This is a genomic window from Halomonas sp. SpR1 (genome assembly GCF_031010175.1).
In the GTDB taxonomy this organism is placed as follows: domain Bacteria; phylum Pseudomonadota; class Gammaproteobacteria; order Pseudomonadales; family Halomonadaceae; genus Vreelandella.
The window spans coordinates 49994-70202 of the sequence record NZ_JAUAMB010000020.1 but is presented as its reverse complement, the minus strand read 5'-3'; the positions used below and the strand labels follow the sequence as shown (position 1 = coordinate 70202).

At 54.6% G+C, this 20209-nt stretch carries 15 protein-coding genes and 1 pseudogene; 6 read left to right on the top strand and 10 right to left on the bottom strand.

Features of this window, described 5'->3' with window-relative positions; translation table 11 throughout:
• Positions 1-48: 48 nt before the first annotated feature.
• The gene (locus tag QT231_RS14805; protein ID WP_308337618.1) at positions 49-1689 is read left to right on the top strand and encodes a BCCT family transporter; all 1641 of its coding nucleotides are present in this window, start codon (positions 49-51) and stop codon (positions 1687-1689) included.
• A gap of 100 nt (positions 1690-1789) precedes the next feature.
• On the opposite strand, the gene QT231_RS14800 is transcribed toward QT231_RS14805, so the two are convergent.
• The 6 genes from QT231_RS14800 to QT231_RS14775 all read right to left on the bottom strand — a co-directional run bounded on the left by QT231_RS14800 (position 1790) and on the right by QT231_RS14775 (position 8448).
• Complete coding sequence (locus QT231_RS14800) at positions 1790-2911, bottom strand: ABC transporter ATP-binding protein (RefSeq protein WP_308337617.1); 1122 nt, start codon at positions 2909-2911, stop codon at positions 1790-1792.
• A gap of 20 nt (positions 2912-2931) precedes the next feature.
• Positions 2932-3810, bottom strand: a complete 879-nt coding sequence (locus QT231_RS14795) for a carbohydrate ABC transporter permease (RefSeq protein ID WP_215089411.1) — start codon at positions 3808-3810, stop codon at positions 2932-2934.
• Complete coding sequence (locus QT231_RS14790; RefSeq protein ID WP_308337616.1) at positions 3803-4729, bottom strand: sugar ABC transporter permease; 927 nt, start codon at positions 4727-4729, stop codon at positions 3803-3805. Before QT231_RS14790 ends, QT231_RS14795 begins: the two co-directional genes overlap by 8 nt.
• Positions 4730-4843: 114 nt before the next feature.
• Positions 4844-6103: an ABC transporter substrate-binding protein gene (locus QT231_RS14785; protein ID WP_064233887.1), complete on the bottom strand. Its 1260-nt coding sequence runs from the start codon at positions 6101-6103 to the stop codon at positions 4844-4846.
• Positions 6104-6214: 111 nt separating this feature from the next.
• Positions 6215-7627, bottom strand: a complete 1413-nt coding sequence (locus QT231_RS14780) for an ATP-binding protein (RefSeq protein ID WP_308337634.1) — start codon at positions 7625-7627, stop codon at positions 6215-6217.
• Positions 7628-7722: 95 nt separating this feature from the next.
• Positions 7723-8448: a response regulator gene (locus QT231_RS14775; protein WP_308337615.1), complete on the bottom strand. Its 726-nt coding sequence runs from the start codon at positions 8446-8448 to the stop codon at positions 7723-7725.
• Between the two features lie 270 nt (positions 8449-8718).
• On the opposite strand from QT231_RS14775, the gene QT231_RS14770 reads away from it, so the two are divergent.
• The 5 genes and pseudogenes from QT231_RS14770 to QT231_RS14750 all read left to right on the top strand — a co-directional run bounded on the left by QT231_RS14770 (position 8719) and on the right by QT231_RS14750 (position 14636).
• Positions 8719-9504, top strand: a complete 786-nt coding sequence (locus tag QT231_RS14770) for a hypothetical protein (RefSeq protein ID WP_308337614.1) — start codon at positions 8719-8721, stop codon at positions 9502-9504.
• A gap of 420 nt (positions 9505-9924) precedes the next feature.
• Positions 9925-10710 carry a hypothetical protein gene (locus QT231_RS14765; protein WP_064233880.1) on the top strand — a complete coding sequence of 262 codons (786 nt, stop codon included), beginning with the start codon at positions 9925-9927 and terminating at the stop codon, positions 10708-10710.
• Between the two features lie 427 nt (positions 10711-11137).
• Positions 11138-12130, top strand: coding sequence for a hypothetical protein (locus QT231_RS14760; protein WP_308337613.1), 993 nt, complete (start codon positions 11138-11140; stop codon positions 12128-12130).
• 91 nt (positions 12131-12221) lie between these two features.
• A pseudogene (locus QT231_RS14755) lies at positions 12222-12958 on the top strand (IS5 family transposase).
• Between the two features lie 748 nt (positions 12959-13706).
• Positions 13707-14636 (top strand): hypothetical protein, encoded by a 930-nt coding sequence (locus QT231_RS14750; RefSeq protein ID WP_308337612.1) that lies wholly within the window; start codon positions 13707-13709, stop codon positions 14634-14636.
• A 9-nt stretch (positions 14637-14645) separates the two neighbouring features.
• On the opposite strand, the gene QT231_RS14745 is transcribed toward QT231_RS14750, so the two are convergent.
• The 4 genes from QT231_RS14745 to ptsP all read right to left on the bottom strand — a co-directional run bounded on the left by QT231_RS14745 (position 14646) and on the right by ptsP (position 20209).
• Positions 14646-14876, bottom strand: coding sequence for a DUF4351 domain-containing protein (locus tag QT231_RS14745; protein ID WP_308337611.1), 231 nt, complete (start codon positions 14874-14876; stop codon positions 14646-14648).
• Between the two features lie 98 nt (positions 14877-14974).
• On the bottom strand, positions 14975-15772 hold the full coding sequence (locus QT231_RS14740) for an HAD family hydrolase (RefSeq protein ID WP_308337610.1): 798 nt from the start codon (positions 15770-15772) through the stop codon (positions 14975-14977).
• Between the two features lie 131 nt (positions 15773-15903).
• Positions 15904-17619 carry an N-acetylglucosamine-specific PTS transporter subunit IIBC gene (nagE, locus tag QT231_RS14735; protein WP_308337608.1) on the bottom strand — a complete coding sequence of 572 codons (1716 nt, stop codon included), beginning with the start codon at positions 17617-17619 and terminating at the stop codon, positions 15904-15906.
• A gap of 1 nt (position 17620) precedes the next feature.
• Positions 17621-20209 carry a phosphoenolpyruvate--protein phosphotransferase gene (ptsP, locus tag QT231_RS14730; protein WP_308337607.1) on the bottom strand — a complete coding sequence of 863 codons (2589 nt, stop codon included), beginning with the start codon at positions 20207-20209 and terminating at the stop codon, positions 17621-17623.

Below are 20209 nucleotides of genomic sequence, written 5' to 3'. Positions count from 1 at the left end.
TCATGATGGGGAGTTGGCATAACATCCTCCAATGCGGAGAAACTGTTTATGAACACCCCCACTGATCCTGCGTCGCCTTCAGCAACGAGCGACATGCAGACCGACTATGTCGTTGGCCAGGATAATATCAAGGGACAGCTCGGCCCCTTCGGTTTTGATATCCACAACCGCGTTTTCGTAGTCTCCGCGGTTGCCTCGGCAATTTTTATCGTTCTCACCCTCGTTTTTCCTGAACGCGCGAGTAGCGTTTTCCAGTCTATCGTTGCCTTCTCTACAGGAACGCTGGACTGGTATTTCATGATCCTGGTGGATTTCTTCATTCTGTTCTGCCTGGCCCTGGTGGTCCTTCCTCACGGCTCGGTAAGATTGGGCGGCCCCGATGCCAGGCCGGAGCACAGCTACCTTTCCTGGTTTGCGCTGCTGTTTACCGCAGGCATTGGTATTGGTCTGCTGTTCTTTGGCGTGCTGGAACCGGTTTATCACGCCAACGTTTCGCTGCCACTAGGCGTTGAGTCTCCCTTCGGTGCCGATGGCGAGCTGAACCCTGACGCGATTGCCGACGCCAGTGCACTAGGCCTTGCGGGTACCTATCTCCACTGGGGTATCCATGGCTGGGCAGTTTATGTCGTCATGGCGCTAGGACTGGGTATTTTTACCTATAACAAGGGCCTGCCCTTCTCGATCCGCTCGGCGTTTTTTCCCATTCTCGGTGATCGCGTCTGGGGGTGGTGGGGACATGTGATCGACATCCTTGCCGTATTTTCGACCCTATTTGGATTGGCGACATCGCTAGGGCTTGGGGCGCAGCAGGCTAATGCGGGAATGAACTTTGTTTTCGGGCTGGAGGTAAGTACCACTACCCAGGTCATCGTGATCGTACTGGTCACGGCGGTGGCGCTGATATCGGTATGGCGCGGGCTCGAGGGTGGCGTTAAAAAGCTCTCCGAGATCAATATGGTGCTGGCCGTCCTGTTCTTCTTTTTCGTGCTGTTCGCTGGCCCTACCCTACTGGCGTTAAGTGGATTCTGGGCGGGTCTATCAACCTATGTGACTGACTTTCTGCCGTTATCGGCACCCTTTGGGCGTGACGATGATGCTTATCGTCAGGCTTGGACAATCTTCTACTGGGCTTGGTGGATCAGTTGGGCACCTTTCGTCGGCATGTTCATCGCGCGAGTGTCGAAGGGCCGTACCGTGCGTGAGTTCGTCCTCTGCGTACTGTTGGTTCCCAGCCTGTTTATCTTTATCTGGATGGGCGTCTTCGGCTCAACCGCGCTTGAGCAGCTCTATGCCAACCCTTCCACCAGCTTGGTTAAAGAGTATGTGATTGATAGCTATAGGCCTGAACTGTCGCTGTTTGGTATGCTCAATGAACTGCCGTTGACGGGATTGATGTCGACGCTGGGCATCGTTCTGGCGCTGATTTTCTTTGTCACCTCCTCTGATTCCGGCTCATTGGTGATCGACACCATCACCGCCGGCGGCAAAATCGATGCTCCCCGCCCGCAGCGCATGTTCTGGGCGATAGTGGAGGGCCTGATCGCCATTGTGCTGCTGATCGGCGGTGGTCTGACAGCGCTTCAGGCGGGGGTCACCGCCACGGCTATTCCATTCTCGATTGTGATGTTGCTGATGTGCTACTCAATCATCAAGGCACTCAATGGTGAGCTGCGTTTTATACGAAAGTGATCCCTGCAGCTAAAACCTTTAGGCAACTGTAAAAAAAAGCCCCCTGCTGAAACCAGCAAGGGGCTTTTTACTATTTCACAACAGTTTCGAATCAAGTCGCTTACGCAATGCGCTGCTCGGTCTCGGCATCAAACAAAATCGCCCGCCCCATATCGACGCGCAGTTCTAAGCGCTCCCCAGCCACCACCGCGCATTTAGGCCCGACGCGGGCGGTCACTTCCTGTTCGCCCAGCGGTAGGCGCAGCAAAATATCCGCCCCGGTAGGCTCCACCACTGCCACGCTGGCGCTTAGCAGCGTGCCTTCGGCTTGGGAGGTTAACCGCTCATCCTCTTCGCTGAAGTGCTCCGGGCGTAGGCCAAGGATAACCGGCTGGTTAAGCCGCTCGGCCATGTCGGGTGCGATACGCGCTTCCGGCCAGGGCAGCACCAGCTCCTCCTCCCCTGGGGTGGCAATGCGCAGTTGATAACCACCGTTGTTATCTTCCAGAGTGGCGCGAATAAAGTTCATCGACGGCGAGCCCATAAAGCCGGCCACAAACATATCCACCGGGTTGTTGTAGACCTCATCTGGTGTACCCAGCTGCAGAATATGGCCATCGCGCATCACAGCGATGCAGTCCGCCAGGGTCATAGCCTCGACCTGGTCGTGGGTGACGTAAACAATCGTGGTGCCCAGGCGCTGGTGGAGCTTTTTGATCTCGGTGCGCATATCCACGCGCAGCTTGGCATCCAGGTTGGAGAGCGGTTCGTCAAACAGATACACTTTGGGCTCCCGGGCCAGCGCCCGCCCCATGGCCACCCGCTGGCGCTGCCCGCCGGAGAGCTGGGCAGGCTTGCGATCCAGCAGGTGAGTAATCTGCAGCAGATCCGCCACCCGCTCCACGGCGGCTTCCCGCTCGGCTTTGGGTACCTTGCGCATCTCCAGCCCGAAGCTGATGTTCTGGCGTACAGTCATGCTGGGGTAAAGCGCGTAGGACTGGAACACCATGGCGATGTCGCGATCCGCGGGGGTGCGCCAGGTGACGTCTTCACCATCGATATAGATGTTGCCGGAAGTCACCGGCTCTAGCCCGGCGATGGCATTCATCAGTGTGGACTTGCCGCAACCCGAAGGGCCAACCAGAATCAAAAACTCGCCGGAATCGATCGAGATGCTGACATCTTTAAGCACCCGCTCGCTGCCGAACTCTTTACGTACATTGTGGATTTCTAACGCTGCCATAATGAAAATCCTATTTGTTATTAGCCTTTAACCGAGCCCGCAGTTAGCCCACGTACGAAGTATTTTCCCGCTAGCACGTACACCACCAAGGTAGGCAGCGCAGCAATCATCGCCGCCGCCATGTCGACGTTGTACTCACGCACGCCGGTGGAGGTATTCACTAGGTTGTTTAGCGCCACGGTAACGGGCTGGGTGTTGTGGGCTGAAAACGCCACGCCAAACAGGAAGTCGTTCCAGATTTGGGTGAACTGCCAGATCACCGACACCACGATGATGGGCGCGGAAACCGGCAGCAGAATGCGCCAAAAAATGCGGAAAAAGCCCGCACCATCCAACTTCGCCGCCGACACCAGCTCGTTGGGAATACCCACGTAGAAATTACGGAAAAACAGCGTAGTAAAAGCGATCCCAAATACCACGTGAACCAGAATCAACCCAGCGCGGGAGCTGGAGATACCCAGCCAGCCGAGGGTTTGCGCCATGGGCAACAGCACCACCTGAAAGGGAATAAAGCAGCCAAATAGCATCAACGCGAAGACTAACTCAGAGCCTTTAAAACGCCATTTGGTCAGCGCGTAGCCGTTCAGCGCACCAATCGTTGTAGAAATCAGCACCGCTGGAATCACAATCGCAAAGGAGTTCCAGAAGTAGCCGCCAACGCCATCGCAACGCATCCCCGTGCAAGCTTCTCCCCAGGCTTTTGTCCACGGTGCCAGGGTGGGGTTTTGCGGCAATGAGAGCAGCGAACCGGCGCTGATTTCGCTCAACGGCTTCACCGAGGTCATCAGCATGACCACCAGCGGCAGGATATAGAACAGCGCGGCGAGTATCAGCACGCTATACAGCAGGACACGGCCCAGCCGCGCAGCGGGCGTCTGCCGACGAATCACATTAGCCATGCTTGCGGCTCCTTAGTTCGGAGTAGAGATAAGGAATCAAAATCGCCAGCACGCCGCCCAACATCAGCATGGCGCTGGCCGAGCCCAAGCCAATTTGCGCCCGGGTAAAGGCATGGGCATACATAAAGGTGGCGGGTAAATCGGTGGCGTAGCCTGGCCCACCGCCGGTGAGCGCGACGACCAGGTCAAAGCTCTTGATCGCGATATGCGCCAAAATCATCACGGCGCTGAACACTACCGGGCGCAGGCACGGCATCACCACGCGCAGATAAATCCGCGGCAGGCTGGCGCCATCCAACTGGGCTGCCTTGATAATGCTGTCGTCGATACCCCGCAGCCCGGCTAAAAACAGCGCCATCACAAAGCCGGACGCCTGCCAAACGGCGGCAATCACCAGGGTGTAAATGGCCATGTCCGGGTCAACGATCCAATCAAAACGAAACGACTCGAAACCCCAGCCTTGCACCATCGCCTGGATACCTAACTGCGGGTTAAGCAACCACTTCCACACCACGCCGGTAACGATAAACGATAGCGCCATGGGGTAGAGGTAGATGGTGCGCAGCGCGCCCTCTTGGCGAATTTTCTGATCAAGCAATATGGCCAGCAGCGCGCCAATCACTAGGCAGACCGCTACAAACAAAACGCCAAAAATCATCAGGTTGGTAGAGGCGACCCACCAGCGCTCATTGGCCATCAGGCGTGCATATTGACCAAAGCCGACAAAGTCGTAGCTAGGCAGCATGCGTGAGCTGGTGAGCGACAGCACGAATGTCCACAGCATAAAGCCGTAAACAAAGAACAGTGATATCGCCACGGATGGCGCTAACACCAAACGAGGTAACCACGCCTGCAAACCGCCGGAAGGCGTCGACCGCTTAGCGCCAGGCGCTAAAGGCGTCGCAGAGGTATTTTTCATGGGGAGGGAAGCTCTCATTCAGAAGTGTCCTTGCCAAGCAGCACAGTGTTCTTGCTAAGCAGATTAGGCGCCGCCGTTGCAGCGGCGCCTGAAGAACGCTAACGCTAGAAAAGCCTAGAAAGAGGCCGCTTCGGCGGCGCTCACCATACGTTCCGCCGCTTCTTCAGCAGGCATATCGGCGTCGTTGAAGTAGTTAGTCACTACATCAAAAATGGCGCCCTGAATATCCGCGCGAACGGCCATACCGTGAGCCATACTCGGCACTAAACCACCCTCTTCGGCGGTGCGCTGAAAGTCGGCCAACGACTGCTGGGCACAGCTATCGAATTCGCTCATGTCCAGGTCAGGGCGCGCAGGAATCGAGCCTTTAGCAAGGTTAAACGCTTCTTGGAAGGTGGGTTCAAGCACTAAACGAGCTAGCGCCTGCTGGGCCTCGCGCTCTTCGTCGTCGGTGACCCGGAACATGGCCAGGCTATCGATATTGAAAGTGAACGCATCTTCAGTGCCCGGGGCTGCCGCACACAGATAGTCTTCCCCGGCGGTTAATCCAGCCGCAGTGAATTCCCCTTTGGCCCAGTCGCCCATGAGCTGGAACCCGGCAACGCCTTGAATCACCATGGCCGTAGCAACATTCCAGTCGCGTCCGGGCATGCCTTCATCCATCAACTCTCGGGTACGCTTGAAGTCCTCAAGGGCATCGATCATTTGTTCGCCGCCCAGCGCTTCAGGGTCTAGCTCTACCAGCGCCTGCTGATAAAACTCGCTACCCTGTCCGCCTAACAGCACGCTTTCAAATACCGTCGCGTCCTGCCATGCCTGGCCACCGTGCGCCAGCGGCACGAAACCCGCTTCGCGGATGGCCTCGCCTGCCTCGAAAAGCTCGTCCAGCGTGGTGGGCATCTCAACCCCTGCCGCTTCCAGCACTTGCGGGTTGGCCCACAGCCAGTTTACCCGGTGCACGTTGACAGGCACCGCCACGTATTGGCCGTCGTGGCGCATGATATCGGCGACGACTTCAGGGAGTAGTTCATCCCAACCTTCGGCATCGGCAACGCTATTCAAGTCACCGAGCAAGCCAAGCTCACCCCACTCTTGAATTTCGGGGCCTTTGATTTGCGCTGCAGAGGGAGGATTGCCCGACATGGCGCGAGATTTAAGAACCGTCATGGCGGTTTCACCACCGCCACCAGCCACGGCGAAGTCCTGCCAGCCGTAGCCTTCGGCTTCCATTAACTCTTTGAGCACATTGGCAGCGCGAGCTTCGCCGCCGGACGTCCACCAGTGCAGCACTTCGACTTCATTAGCTTGAGCGGTAGTGGCGAGCGTGGCGCCTGCCAGAGCAAGCGCGAGGGTCGTCTTCTTTAGCGTCGACATGGAGTCACTCCTTATATTGTTATTGTCCTCTCGGACGTGCGACATCCAAGAGGTTACGCCAAGGCGAGCGTCAACGTGAGTTACCGAGTACTGCATAGTGTTGGGGTTTTATTACAAACCTGTAATAGTTTCCTGGCGAGGCAGTATCAGCGTTACCACTAGCCCCCCATCGGCATGGTTGGCGAGCGTAATGTCACCGCCGTGAGCACGCGCAATATGCCGGGCAATGCCCAATCCCAGGCCGCTACCGCCGGTATGACGGCTGCGTGAGGGCTCCAGACGAACAAAGGGCGAAAACACCCGCCCTAGCTGCTCTTCGGGAATGCCGGGGCCATGATCACGAATATGCAGTGTGACCGCGCTACCCCAGTCAATTAGCGCTACATCGGCCTGCTTGCCATAGAACACCGCGTTCTCAAGCAAATTAGCTAGGCAGCGCTTGAGTGCCATCGGCTTGGCGATCAGTGGTGCTACTGGAGGGCTGTTTTTCTCAATAGTCACTTGGCCACCCTGCAGGCTAAGTTCTTCCCCCAGTTCTCCAAGCAGTGACGCCAGCGAGACGGGGGCTGGCTCTTCGTGCAGATCCAAGCCTTTTACTGAAGCCAAGGCCCCCTTTACCAAGCTATCCAACTCATCCAGCGAAGCGCAAAAGCGCTCCCGCTGGTAGTCATCATCGAGCATCTCGGCGCGCAGGCGCATACGGGTTAACGGCGTTTTCAAGTCATGGGAAATCGCCGAAAACAGCCGCTCACGCTCCTCTATCTGCTCGCGAATGCGCCGCTGCATTCGATTAAACGCCGCTGCAGTGGCGGCGACCTCTTTGGGGCCGCTCTCTTTTAGCGGCGGCATATCCAAGTCATCGCCCAACTGATGCGCTGCTCGTGAAAGCCGCGCCAATGGCCGGGTGACGCTGGAGATACCCAAAAACGAGAGCGCCAGCACACTTAGCAGCACCAGCAGGCCGACCAGCAAGCGCTCTTCAGAGAGCCAACGATAGCCGCTGAAGATATCCGGGACGCCCAGCAGCGTAGCAACGTAAAGCCAGGTATCCGGGGCAAGCTCTAACTGAACCACTAATATCGGCGGCGAGAGCGGTTCCATCAGCAGGCTGTGCTGCCCCCAGCGCGGCGGCAAGTCGTAAAGCAGCACTTCGTTATTGAGTACGCGCAGGTTTTCGGGGCGGGAGAACTCGACAATCACATCATCGATATTGAGCTGCTGGGTAAGCACCGAGCGCACATTATTGACCACCACCTGCTTTTCTGGCCCCGAGCCGATATCGTCGATGGCGAGTCTGCGTTCGTTGACGCTAACAAAAAACCGCGTGCCGCCCATATTGCGCAGTTGATCCAGCACGATATGACGGTAATCCACGGGCAGAGAGCGGAAAAACTTCATGGTGGAGGCGATGCTAAACGCCATATTGGTGGACAGCTCATCCAGCTGGGCCAAATGGCTGGAGCGCACCTGGGATGTCCAGATCGCGTAGCTGGCACCTTGGGCGACCAATACCCCAGCGATCATAATGATCACAAAGCGTCCGCGCAGCGAAGCCGGTAGCCAGCGGGATAAGCGGCGCCGGGTATTCGCCCACCACTTATTTGCCCACCACTCCCGACTCACGTTAACGCGTCTACCTGGGCGGTTAATACATAGCCCGCCCCGCGCACCGTGCGAATCAGCTGCGAGTGCTGGGCGTCTTCACCCAACCGTTGGCGCAGGCGACAAACGTGAACATCAATGGAGCGATCGAGCGGCGGCGCATCACGCCCACGGGTAAGCACGTAGAGATCGTCCCGGGTGAGCACCTTAGCCGGGTGTTCTAAAAACACCTGTAGCAGTTGAAAGTCAGCCCCCGAAAGCGCGGCACGCTCGCCCTGCAGGTCAATCAGCTCGCGGGTCATGCGGTCGAGCTGCCAATTACCAAAACTGACCCAACGCGCCTGCCCGGCGGGCAGTTCAGGCGGCGCACTGCGGGTACGCCGCAGCACCGCTTTAATACGCGCCAGCAGTTCACGGGGGTTAAACGGCTTGCCTAGATAATCATCAGCGCCTAACTCAAGGCCAAGAATACGGTCGGTCTCATCGGCGCTGGCGGTCAGCATAATAATCGGCACATCGCTGTGCTTTCTAACGTCGCGGCAGATGGTAAAGCCGTCGTCACCGGGCAGCATTAGATCGACAATCAGCAAGTCAGGGGCATGTTCAGCGCGCAGAACATGCAGCGCTTCAGCACCCTCCGCGGTAAATACCCGGTAGCCATGCCGCCCCAGGTAGTCCGCGAGCAGTTCACAAATTTCCGGATCATCATCGACCACAATCAAGGTAGCAGGGGGTGTCGTCATCGCAGCGGTTGTCGCCCTACGTTGTTGTCGTTTTATTGGGCATTGATGATGGTCGAGGGTTCTGTACATCTCAAGCCCTCTTCGACTAATGATGAAATTCCCCGTGGCTACGCTATTTCTGCGCCTTAATAAAAATGCTTACATAAACATACAATATTTACTTAACATTTTGGAACAAGCTGCCGATATTAACTATCATCATTAAGAAATACCTAGGACTTCTACAAACGTAGTAATCGCTGTTAAGCAAAGTCACAAGGAGGTATCGCAATGACAATCGGTATTGGTTCACCTACTCCATCGGCGTCACAAACAACGTCTGGCAACCGCACTCAGGACGTATCAGCCAAAGGCACTGCACAAGGCGACAATACAGCGCCTACTTCTGGCTCATCGAAGCCATCAAGCCAACTTTCCACGTTGGCTCAGCAATTAAGCGACAGCGCCCTACGTGCTGAAGAGCGTGATGCCAGTTTGGATCGTAAAGCATTAGGCCAAAAAGCCAGTGCACTGCTCAGCCAGATTACCGGCCAGGGCTACCATAATAACCGAGCACGATACGACTCCGAAGTGCCCAACACCGATGACCCAGAACTCTTGGAGCGAGCAAAACAGGCTACTTCCTATGTTAATGGCAGAGGTAGTAATCCCTTTAGCGGCTTGTCTCAAGATCAATTAGTACTGATTATTTATGACGATAGCGGCACGTTTACGGCCAATGAGCAGCGCGCAGCCTGGCAAGAAGATTATGATCAGAGGCAAGCATGGAAACAGGCCGTCGTAGCTCAAGGTAAATTGGAGTATGAACAAACCGGCAAGATGACCAACTTCTTCAAAGAAGTGCTGGGTAATTACAACGAGCTGCCCCCTATCATGCAGGCGCAATACCCCGACTTCTATGCCCCACGCCTTGAGCACCTGATCGAGATGGACTTCAACTTTATGACCCACCGCGCCGAAGGCAAAGGGGCCCCTGAAGATATTTTTGACATACTGATGTCAAGTGAAGACTTCGCTAACCTTGGCAAACGCTTTGCTAACTCAACGGTTAGTTGAAAAGAGATAATTGGGGTTTGATTGGCTAGAACGATAAAAAAGTAACGAGTGCAGCGCATTATCGAAATTGATTTGATGCGCTATGAGTGGAGTAAGTAACGCAAAAAGCCACTTGCAATGACAGACCTTAGCTTTCGGGCATCGGTTTCAGCCCTAGACTTATCCCGCCGGTTGAGTGCCTACGCAAAACAAAATCAGGCATAAATTTAATTTAATTCATTGACTTACACCACTATCCCTACGGAAAAATCTTATGCATAGACACTTAATAAGAAAATTTACATAAAACTACAAAATCTTCTTAACTTTTTGGGTTAAGCTGCCGATAGTAACTATAATCATTAATAAGCACAGTGGGCTTCTACATAGTGCATCTACACACGTAATGGCTATTAAGCAAAGCCACAAGGAGGTATCGCAATGGCAATCGGTATTGGTTCATCCACCCCAGCGACGTCGCAAACGACGTCTGGCAACCGCACTCAGGACATATCAACCAATGGCATCGAACAGGGAGGAAACACAGCGCCTACTTCTGGCTCATCGAAGCCAACAAGCCAACTTTCCACATTGGCTCAGCAATTAAGCGACAGCGCCCTACGTGCTGAAGAGCGTGATGCCAGCATGGATCGTAAAGCACTAGGACAAAAAGCCGATACGCTACTCAGCCAGATTACCGGACAAGGCTATCATAACAACCGAGCACGATATGACGCCGAAGTGCCCAACACCGATAACCCAGAGCTCCTGGAGCGAGCAAAACAAGCCACCTCCTTTGTTAATGGCAGAGGCAGCAACCCTTTTAGCGGCCTATCTCAAGATCAACTAGCATTGGTTATTTATGACGATAGCGGCATGTTTACGGCCAATGAGCGACGTGCGGCTTGGCTAGAAGGACGTGCACAAGAAACTGCATGGAAACAGGCGGTTGTTGCTCGAGGTAAATTGGAGTATGAACAAACCGGCAAGATGACCGAATTCTTCAAAGAAGTGCTGGGTAATTACAACGAGCTGCCCCCTATCATGCAGGCGCAATACCCCGACTTCTATGCCCCACGCCTTGAGCACCTGATTGAGATGGACTTCAACTTTATGACCCACCGCGCCGAAGGCAAAGGGGCACCTGAAGATATTTTTGAAATACTGATATCGAGTGAAGACTTCGCCAACCTTGGCAAACGCTTTGCTAACTCATCGGTTAGTTGACCAGAGACAATAGCAGGAGATTACTATAGTAAATCGCTCTCCTTACCCTCTTCAAAAAACTTCTGGATCGTGGGATGCACCCAGCACTATTCCAGCAGGGGGGGTACCGAGACTATTGCTCTAAGGCACAGCTTTATTGTCATTGACGATGAGTTCGAAGCGACTTACAAGCGAGTGGGTGGCACAGGAAGCTGTGAGTTCACTTCCCAGCTCTATATGGTGGAAGCAGGCTCATATTATGTTCCCGCTTACGAAAGCAGCTCCAATAGAGTGGGAGGCGGCCCTAGTTGCATGGATCGGCTGAGTAGACAAAAGTGGTCCGAGCCTTACCGATATACCGCAACCTTTAGGGTCTACTGATCACCGACTGCCCTCGGCACGGTAAAGCCGAGGGCCCTATTCGTCAATTTATAAGCGGAGACAAGTCGTGAAAACATACTCTTATGCCTTTAGCCTTTTGAACACCAATAATCATTATAACGAAAAAGTGCTAGGGCGCGGCACCATGAGCGCCAGCCATATCAATTCACCAAATTATTATGGATTTCAGGCTGGCGACTCTCCTCTGATAGAGGGCTCATCCAGAATAGGCAGTAGCCATTCCCTGACCAAGAGCGAAGAAAAAAGCGCCGTGGTCAACCTCTCTTCCATGGCGATGGAGATGTCAAAGATCCTCTTGAAGGAAAATACAGCAACCGCCTCTCCCGCCGAATTTGATGATTTTCTAGAAAAAATGCATGGGCAGCTTCAGGAAATGGTCGAGCAGGAAGCGGGCAATATAGCGGAGATACTGTTGGAGCACCCGAACAGCGTTGACACCACCCGGCTTGCTATCGCCGAGCAGGCGGCCAACCACTTGATGTCGAAATTTTATAATAGCGACGAGCCGTACCCACAAGCACCTTCCGAAAACCCTTTTGCCGAATTGGACAGACACTCACTCTCCACAATCGCCTTTGATGACTCTGGCGATTTTACGTCGGCAGAGCGCTATTTAGCATTTCTACAGATGACGGAAAACGATACTGACTTCAGAAACCAGGCGTTTGAATTGCGTGACAACGCCTATGCAGCGGAAGATAACTACGCTGGCGCCGCCATTGATCACATGGCCAGGCGAGTAGATGCCAAATTGATTTCTGGTATGACGGAGGCAGAGAGAGCTTGGCGCGGTGTGTCGGCAGTTCCCGAAGAAAACAAGCTAGCTCAAGCAGATAATGGGAACCTTGCTGAATTACCCGCCTATACGAATGGAGTAAAAGCATCGCTGGAAAGTTTTTTCGTCGTAGAGGGCGATGAGAACGGGGGTGTGTTGCGCAGCATCGACATCAGATCAGTGCTTGAAAACGAAGAAGAAGGCATGAGCCTGCTAAAGATGGCGCTGCGTAGCCTTGAGCAAAAAGACTCGGAAGAAAGTTAGGGTCTGTTGACGTTTGGGCAAAGAAGATTTGGCAGGATAGGGGCAAGCTCGCAGAATAGAGGTTCTCACGCCAACAGACTGCGAGCCTGCTATACCACGACTAATGCTCACGGATGAACACTGGTCGAAGCTGAAACCTATCCTGCTTCAACAAAGTATCTATGACAAGCCTGACCTGCGAAGTACGGTGGAAGGCATCCTTTATCGAGTGCATACCGTTTGCCAATGGAGGGTTTTACCTGACGATTTCGGGCACTGGAATACGGTCTATAAGCGCTTCAATGCTTGGTCGGCTGCAGGCAAACTGATGACTGTTTTTAATCAGTTAGTGGAAGATCCTGATACGGAATGGCTCTTTATTGATGGCTCCTATATCAAGGCCCATCAAGACAGCACCGGGGCTGCCACAGAGGAAGCACAAGCCATTGGTAAAAGCCGTGCAGGCAACACAAGCAAAATCACCTAGCCGTTGACGCTTATGGGCTGCCGATTGCCTTCAGGATCACCGGAGGTGAGGTGCATGACAGCACCGAGGCACAGGCGCTGATTGATGAGTTGCCAGCAGGTGGGGCATTAGTAGCTGGCAAGGGGTATGACAGTGAGCGTATTCGTGAGCAGATCGAAACCAAGGGTATGGAGTCGGTCATTCCACGCAGGCGCAACTCAAAAGCAGGCAATAGCAATTTAGACAGAGCGTTATATCGCTATCGTCATCTTGTTGAGAATGCCTTTGCTCGATAGAAGCCGTATCGCGCCATAGCGACGCGCTACGACAAGCTCAAGCGAAACTACGAAAGCATGATGGCATTGGCCTGTGGCTTTTTATGACTGCCCATGTGAAACGTCAACAGACCCAAGAACCCCCAGCAATTTATGCTTGGCGGAGGCTCGTTAGCTTTATTGTAATTAGTGAAAGCTACATTTTCACAACACAACTCCATTAAAAGAAACAAAACAACACAACTTATTGCTAATGTTTTTACCAGGATGCCGATACATTACATAAGATAATTAACTTACCTTAATACACTAGCATCAGACACAATTGAAAACCTACCAATTTTTATTAGGGGAACGGTGTGAAAATTTTTAAATCGGCATTATTAGGGTTAGCATTTGTAGGGGCAAGTATCTCAGTCAATGCTCACGCTACTGATGCTTCCATTACAACTGAAAGCACCCCAGGCCGGATGCTAGTGCTTGGTGGTGAAGGTATTGGAGGAGTAACTCGATCACACCTTCGTCCAGCGAGACACGACTTTCCAAAAGATTCGGGATTGTCGAGTAAAAGAGTTACAACCATAGAGTGGCAAACTACTTGGTATCCTGAAGCAATTGAGCAGAGTGTCGAGCTCTGCTATTTCCGGCCTTATTCTAGAAACCACGTAGGCTGCATACAGGTATCCCCTAACTCTTCGGGTAGCACGACGCACTTCAGTGGCCAGCGGTTTAATGAAGGAACTGAAGTTCAACTTGTATATAGAGCAAAAAGTGCCACAGGAGTTCTCCCTAGGCACGTAGCACCTGCTGGAAAGGATAGGGTCGTTTTTCATTTTAGTTACTGATTGGAGAGGACATGGAAATCCATAGCTCAGGAAATAGTGTAGGGAGTAGGTATCTCACCAATTCCACAATAACGCCTAAAACATATGAAGCTGGCAAAAATGCCAGCTTCACTGAAAATAAAAACACTAACGTCATTAACGATAAGCAAGATCAAGCAAGTAGCACGGTGTCAATAAGTGGTCGTGCTCTTATGATTGCTAAACTGTTTGGCTCTGGTGCCAAAGAGCCGCCAGTGTTGCCAAGCGTTCGCACTAATGGGGATTATCTGGGGGTTTCACCTCAACACTTTTTGACCCATGAGGATCGAAATCTGCTAGCAGATATGTATGAGTTAGCGCAGGAACAAGGGGCAGATTTAAGGTACGTCAGCATGCTAGCAGGGGATCTTGGTTCATATCGACAGCATGATAATGGCAGTATGATGGGGAATTTTAATGACGGTCATCAATACGATAGTGAGGGACGTTTAACCACGGTCAGCTTTACCGATGCAGACGCTACTACGGCTGAACGTATTCAGAATAGCGATGCTATTAGCTCCACGCGGATAGACAAAGGTTTCCTGAGTTATATCCTAGACCCTGGTCACAGTATTGGTCGCAGCAGCAATTTTGAGTTTCTTGAGCAGATGGTTTCTAGATTTTCAACCAATGGCAACAATACCACCCCGCTCGACCCGAAGTTCTCCACCTTTGCTTATAACGAAAACAAATACATCATGCATACGGCGGATGAGGTAACGCTCAATATCCCCCGAGACACTTCCAGCGCTGAAGAAGACACTTCACGCGAAGCGCTCATGGCCGATGCCAAAGACTTACCTCAACGGCTTAACTTAAGCCTGTTAGAAGCTTTTATTGGCAAGAACGATGAAAAACCTTCCGAGCGCGGTTTTTTAACGAAATTGTTTGATTGGTTGAAACCGCCAGCGAATAAGTAAAGCGTAACATTAGTCTTTGAACAGCTCATCAAGGGAGTTGGCGGTCAAGATAGCAGCCGACCACTCCTCCAACTGCTCAGGCGTTGCCTGCCCTAAGCGCTGTTCCTCCCAAACAGGCAGCTCGCCAAATTTGAGGCCGAGTTGCTTGCGCAGGATACGCTGGGCTTCTTTTTGTCGGCCTTCTTGACGACCTTCCAAACGCTCTTTTTTTACCAAGTTCTCTAAGTTCTCTGCCAACATATCTTTGTCCTCCACCAAACTGTTGAGCTGGCTCAGATTGACCTCAGCCCCAAGCCGCTGCAAGTGATTAAGCAAAGAGACCTAAAGAATACGAGTCTCTACAACCCAAACCGCTGTTTCAGCCACTGCGCAACGGCGGCTTCGCCGTGATGGCCAATGCGTTCAGCGCCGGTGACACGGTCAAACAGGTCAGGGTGGGCGTTGGCCATTACCTGGGCCTCTCCTGCTAAATCGAGCATTTCGGTATCGTTAAGATTGTCACCAAATGCTAAACACTCTGCGGGCGTTAAGCCCAACCGTTCCAACAGTGATGACAGCGCCACGCCTTTATTGACCCCGCCCGCCATAATTTCCAGTGAATCAATCGTGGAGTAGGTAATATGCAGCGCGTCGCCGTGGGCGTCATGGGCCTCTCCTTCCAGCTTTTTTAGCGCCTTTGGATCGCCCAGATAAAGCACTTTGCCCACGCCGTTAGTATCCATCTGCTCAGGCGGCACGACTTGATAGCCAAAGCCGGTAGTGGCGTGGAGCGATAAAAGGTGTGGAGCCTCTGCATCAATATGCCAGCCGCTCTCGCGGTAGAGATTCAACCGTACCTGGGGCGGACGCGGCAGACCGATCAGCGTCTTGGCATGCTCGGGCGCGAGGTGATTAGCCGCCAGCAATGCATCTTCAGGATCATGAACATAGGCACCGTTGGTGCTGATAAGATGCGCGGGAATATTTAACTGATCGCGAAACACCTTCATATCGTGGTAGTGGCGACCCGAGGCGAGCGCGACATGATGCCCCTGCTCCACCAATGCCCTTAGCACCTCTACAGTGCTTTCGTGTAGGGAGTGGTCGCTTCCTAATAGGGTGCCATCCAGGTCAGAAACAATCAGCCGAGGTGTCATAGCGCGCTCCATAAGTATGTAACTTTAGCTTAACCGATTCATCCCTGACGCTCCTAGACAGATCGAGATTAAACAACCAGACCGAATGGAAATGGCCGCCCTTACTCCTCTGGGGCGGCCTGATCGCTAAATTAGGGCAATGATAGCCCCAAGGCCACCGAGTTTGCCCGTTCACCGATTAGCACATGGATTACCCCACGCTCCAAACGCTGCACGCCGTGAGCGCCCAGATTAGTCAGGGCCGCCTCGTCTAGCGCAGCGGCATCGGCCAGCTCCAAGCGCAGACGAGTGGAGGCAACTGCCGTCGCGCTGCGCACATTCCGTTCGCCCCCCAAAGCCTGCTGCCAAGCCAGTCTATCCTGAGAGTCAATAGGCGCTACATCGGTTGCTGAAGTTGCTTCGGCATTAGAATTTCCTTGGACGGCCTGCCGCTCAGGTGCTTCCCCGGCAGCGTCTAGTACGGCGCGTATTTCATCAGCTACGCCGTCTGCAATCGGCCCTACGATGACCTGAACACCACCACCTTGAAGACGCAGCAGCCCCCGCGAGCCCAGTGCCTTAAGGGAAGCTTCGTCGATAGCGTCAGGATTCTCTAACACCAAACGCAGCCGAGTGGTACATGCACCAACGCTTTTTAGGTTGGTTGCCCCGCCCAGGGCCGCAACAAAGGCTGGGCCACGGTCACTAGGAGCGTTTTCCGTCACAACGGGCGCGATTATCTCGGGGTCACGGCCCGGCGTAGGTAGGTCGAAACGTACAATCGCCCAGCGGAAAATCGTGTAGTAAATAACGAAATAGGCCAACCCTACCGGCAGCATCAGCCAACCATTGGTAGAAAGCCCGTACGAGAGCGCGAAGTCGAAGGCCCCTGCAGAGAAAGTAAAGCCCAGCTTAACGTCGAGCCAGTGAAGCAAGGCTACTGAGATACCGGTTAATAAAGCATGCAAGCCATAAAGAAGCGGCGCCAGGAACATAAAGGTGAATTCGATAGGCTCGGTAACACCGGTAAGGAAGGCGGTCAACGCCAGCGACAGCAGCAGACCGCCCACCTGGACACGCCGGCCCTTCGGCGCGGCATGGTACATGGCCAGCGCTGCAGCTGGCAGACCGAACATCATCACCGGGAAAAAGCCTGCCATAAAGCGGCCTGCGGTAGGATCACCCGCGAAGAAGCGATTAAGATCCCCGCTTACTACCGCCCCAGACGCCGTCTCAAAGCTGCCAAAAACAAACCATACTAAGCTGTTGAGCACATGGTGCAGGCCGGTGACTATTAATAGCCGGTTGAGCATTCCATAGACGAATAGCCCTAGCTCGCCGGCATCGATCAGCCACTGGCCTAATAAGTCAATGCCATGCTGAATGGGCGGCCAGGTGATCCCAAAGGCGACACCGAGAACCACAGCGGTAAGACCTGTGACAATAGGCACAAAGCGCCGCCCGCCGAAAAAAGCCAAGTAGTCTGGCAATTGAATGGTGTGAAAACGGTTATAAAGCAAACCCGCTATACTGCCGATGATGATGCCCGCCAGCACGCCCATATCAATCTCTGGATTCAGCGAGTTCAGCACCGCATCAAGCACCAGGTAGCCAATCACACCGGCCAGGCCGGCAGCACCGTTACTGTCATTGGCGAAGCCTACCGCCAAGCCGATGGCAAAAATCAGCGCCAAGTTGGCGAATATCGCTTCGCCCGCGCTGGCGATAAAAGCAATATCCAGCAGATCAGGCTGGCCCAAACGTAGCAGCAGGCCAGCGATGGGTAGCACCGCAATGGGCAGCATCAGGGAACGGCCCAGTTGCTGTAGCCCACCCATCAGGCGGGCCCCAAAGGTCATAATAGCCATATCAGCACCTCACTAGGGGAGTTGTTGTCGACGTTGTTATTGGCTGATTTTTATCATCCCGGGCGACCAGCTCAGCGAGGCGCCGACGCACGGCGGCGGCATCAGGGAGGGCCAGCAGGTCGGGGAGTTCAGCCGCCAGGTCGGCGGCGTCCAGGCGACGCAAAGCCGCTTTCACTGCTGGTATGCGTGCAGACTCTACAGAGAGTTCATCAACGCCCAGAGCTACCAACAGAGGAGCGGCTAGGTCATCACTGGCGGCACTCCCACATACGCCTACCGGGCAACGCCCTGCTGCTCCAGAAACAGTAGCCTCAATCAGCCGCAGTACTGCCGGGTGAAGCACATCGGCACGGGCGGCCAGAAACGGATCTTCTCGATCCATGGCCAGCGTGTACTGGGTCAGGTCATTAGTCCCGATAGATAGAAAATCTGCCTCGGCAGCGAGGCTGGCAGCGCAGAGCGCAGCACTGGGTACTTCGATCATGGCGCCAAGACGTGGCCGTTCGTTGAGGCCCAGCTCAGTGGCCAGCGACTCCAGGCGCCGACGTACCTCGCTTAGCTCAGCGGCTTCGCTGACCATGGGTAGCATGATATGCAGCGTTGAGAGCGGCGTGATGGCGAGCAAAGCCCTCAGTTGGGTCTCCAGCAGCTCGGGCTGGCTCTGCCATAGGCGAATACCGCGCACTCCTAAGGCGGGATTGGGTACGTTAGGCAAGCGCAGATAGGGAAGCTGCTTGTCGGCGCCAATATCCAGCGTGCGGATAACGACCGTCCTGCCGCCAAGGGCATCAAGAACCGCCTGGTACTCTGCACGCTGTGTCGCCTCGTCGGGAGCGCTATCGCGCGCCAGAAATAGAAATTCACTACGCAGCAAGCCCACGCCATCGGCACCGTTCGATGCTGCTAGACGCGCCTCTTCGGCACCGCCAATATTGGCGCACACCTCAACCTTACGCCCGTCCAGCGTGACCACTGGCTCATGCGCTTTAGCCCGCGCCTGCTCGGCTTCATACCGGCGATCCTCAATCCGCTCCGCCACCTCAGCCAGTTGGGTAGAACTTGGTTTCAACGCCAGATAACCGGTCTCAGCATCCAGAATGACGCTTTCATCTGAAGCATCGCTAGCTGACTCCAATAGCGCTTGCCCCATGGCGACTAGACAGGGGATGCCCCGCGCCCGAGCCAGTATCGCCACATGAGAAGTGGTGCCACCTCCTGCAAGACACAGCCCCGCGGGGCGCTGGTCGGCAACAGCCACCAGCTCAGAAGGGGTCAAGTCCTCGGCCACCAAAATGGCGCCTTCGGGCAGATCAGGAGCTGCCGCATGATGGTCGTCACTCAGCGACGCCATCACCCGTCGCTGCAAGTCGCGCAGGTCAGCGACCCGGGCAGCCAGCAAGTCGTTACCAGTAGCGGCAAGCCGCTCTGCTTCAGCGTCTAGTGCCTCCCGCCAGGCTTGACCGGCGCTGCGACCATCACCAATATATACCTCTGCCGCTGACACTAGGGCCGGATCCTCCAGCCAGGCGCTATGGGCAGCAAAGATTTCCGCCTCAGCGCCTTGATCTTGGCTCGCCGCCTGAGCTTCGGCTTTCGTTAAATCTTTAGCGACACGGCTTAATGCATGTTTAAGGCGCGGAGCTTCTACGCTCTCCCCTTCGCCGTCGTATGGCACCCCAGGCAGTGGCGGACAATAGATAGCCAGCGGGCCAATCGCTAGCCCCTGGCTGGCCACTAGACCAGCCAACTCCCCCACTCCCAGGGCATTGGTCAGCGCCGACTTGGATTCGGCTGCGATTTGCTCGTCTGCTTCGGGGGTTGTCAACAGCGTCTCAGCGGCGTCCAGAGCTGACTCGCCTCGAGCGCCTTGGGCACTCAGACGTAAAGCGCTTCCCGCCACCAAGCCCAGGTTCATCAACGCACTTAAGCTTTCGGCGCTAGCGCTAGAACGTTCGGTTGCTCCCTCATGGTGTACTTCCAAACTAACACCATACTCCCGGGCGATGGCTCTTAGCCGCGCCGCAGGGCGGGCGTGTAGCCCTGCTGCAAGGGCTAGCGTCAAGTGTCGTTCAACCAGAGGGCCTTGTGTCGGTGCCTCAACCGGCTTCGCTGTGCTGAGAGCGAGTACCAGCAGGTTCTCACCAAGCGCAATCCGCGCGCCTTTGTCATGGTGTGACGGCAGCAGATGCCAGCCCGCGGCCTCCGTAACTACAAGGGGCGTAATCAGCGCAGAGGCCGCTTGTGCTAACCTATCGGCATCAAAGCGACACAGCGGATCACCAGCGCGCACCCTGTCACCCACTGACACCATCAGCTCGATGCCTTGACCCTCTAGCTCGACGGTATCCAGCCCCAGGTGGAGCAATAGCTCCACCCCGGCGTCTGTTCTCAGGGTCAGAGCATGGCGGGTGCGGGCGCACTGCACTATCTCACCATCGCAGGGGGCATGAAGACACTCGCCGAGGGGATCAATGGCGATACCTTCACCCAGAGACAGACCGGCGAAGACCGGGTCGGGCACCTCGCTTAGGGGAACCACAACCCCCTCCACAGGTGACTGCAAGATTAAGGTTTGACTTGGATCGGACAT

Excerpts from the sequence above, each read along its gene's own strand:
- QT231_RS14785 (WP_064233887.1), bottom strand. The coding sequence starts at position 6,103 with ATGTCGACGCTAAAGAAGACGACCCTCGCGCTTGCTCTGGCAGGCGCC.
- QT231_RS14775 (WP_308337615.1), bottom strand. The coding sequence starts at position 8,448 with ATGACGACACCCCCTGCTACCTTGATTGTGGTCGATGATGATCCGGAA.
- ptsP (WP_308337607.1), bottom strand. The coding sequence starts at position 20,209 with ATGTCCGATCCAAGTCAAACCTTAATCTTGCAGTCACCTGTGGAGGGG.
- nagE (WP_308337608.1), bottom strand. The coding sequence starts at position 17,619 with ATGGCTATTATGACCTTTGGGGCCCGCCTGATGGGTGGGCTACAGCAA.
- QT231_RS14750 (WP_308337612.1), top strand. The coding sequence starts at position 13,707 with ATGGAAATCCATAGCTCAGGAAATAGTGTAGGGAGTAGGTATCTCACC.
- QT231_RS14790 (WP_308337616.1), bottom strand. The coding sequence starts at position 4,729 with ATGAAAAATACCTCTGCGACGCCTTTAGCGCCTGGCGCTAAGCGGTCG.
- QT231_RS14740 (WP_308337610.1), bottom strand. The coding sequence starts at position 15,772 with ATGACACCTCGGCTGATTGTTTCTGACCTGGATGGCACCCTATTAGGA.
- QT231_RS14745 (WP_308337611.1), bottom strand. The coding sequence starts at position 14,876 with ATGTTGGCAGAGAACTTAGAGAACTTGGTAAAAAAAGAGCGTTTGGAA.
- QT231_RS14805 (WP_308337618.1), top strand. The coding sequence starts at position 49 with ATGAACACCCCCACTGATCCTGCGTCGCCTTCAGCAACGAGCGACATG.
- QT231_RS14800 (WP_308337617.1), bottom strand. The coding sequence starts at position 2,911 with ATGGCAGCGTTAGAAATCCACAATGTACGTAAAGAGTTCGGCAGCGAG.
- QT231_RS14770 (WP_308337614.1), top strand. The coding sequence starts at position 8,719 with ATGACAATCGGTATTGGTTCACCTACTCCATCGGCGTCACAAACAACG.
- QT231_RS14795 (WP_215089411.1), bottom strand. The coding sequence starts at position 3,810 with ATGGCTAATGTGATTCGTCGGCAGACGCCCGCTGCGCGGCTGGGCCGT.
- QT231_RS14780 (WP_308337634.1), bottom strand. The coding sequence starts at position 7,627 with ATGATCGCTGGGGTATTGGTCGCCCAAGGTGCCAGCTACGCGATCTGG.
- QT231_RS14765 (WP_064233880.1), top strand. The coding sequence starts at position 9,925 with ATGGCAATCGGTATTGGTTCATCCACCCCAGCGACGTCGCAAACGACG.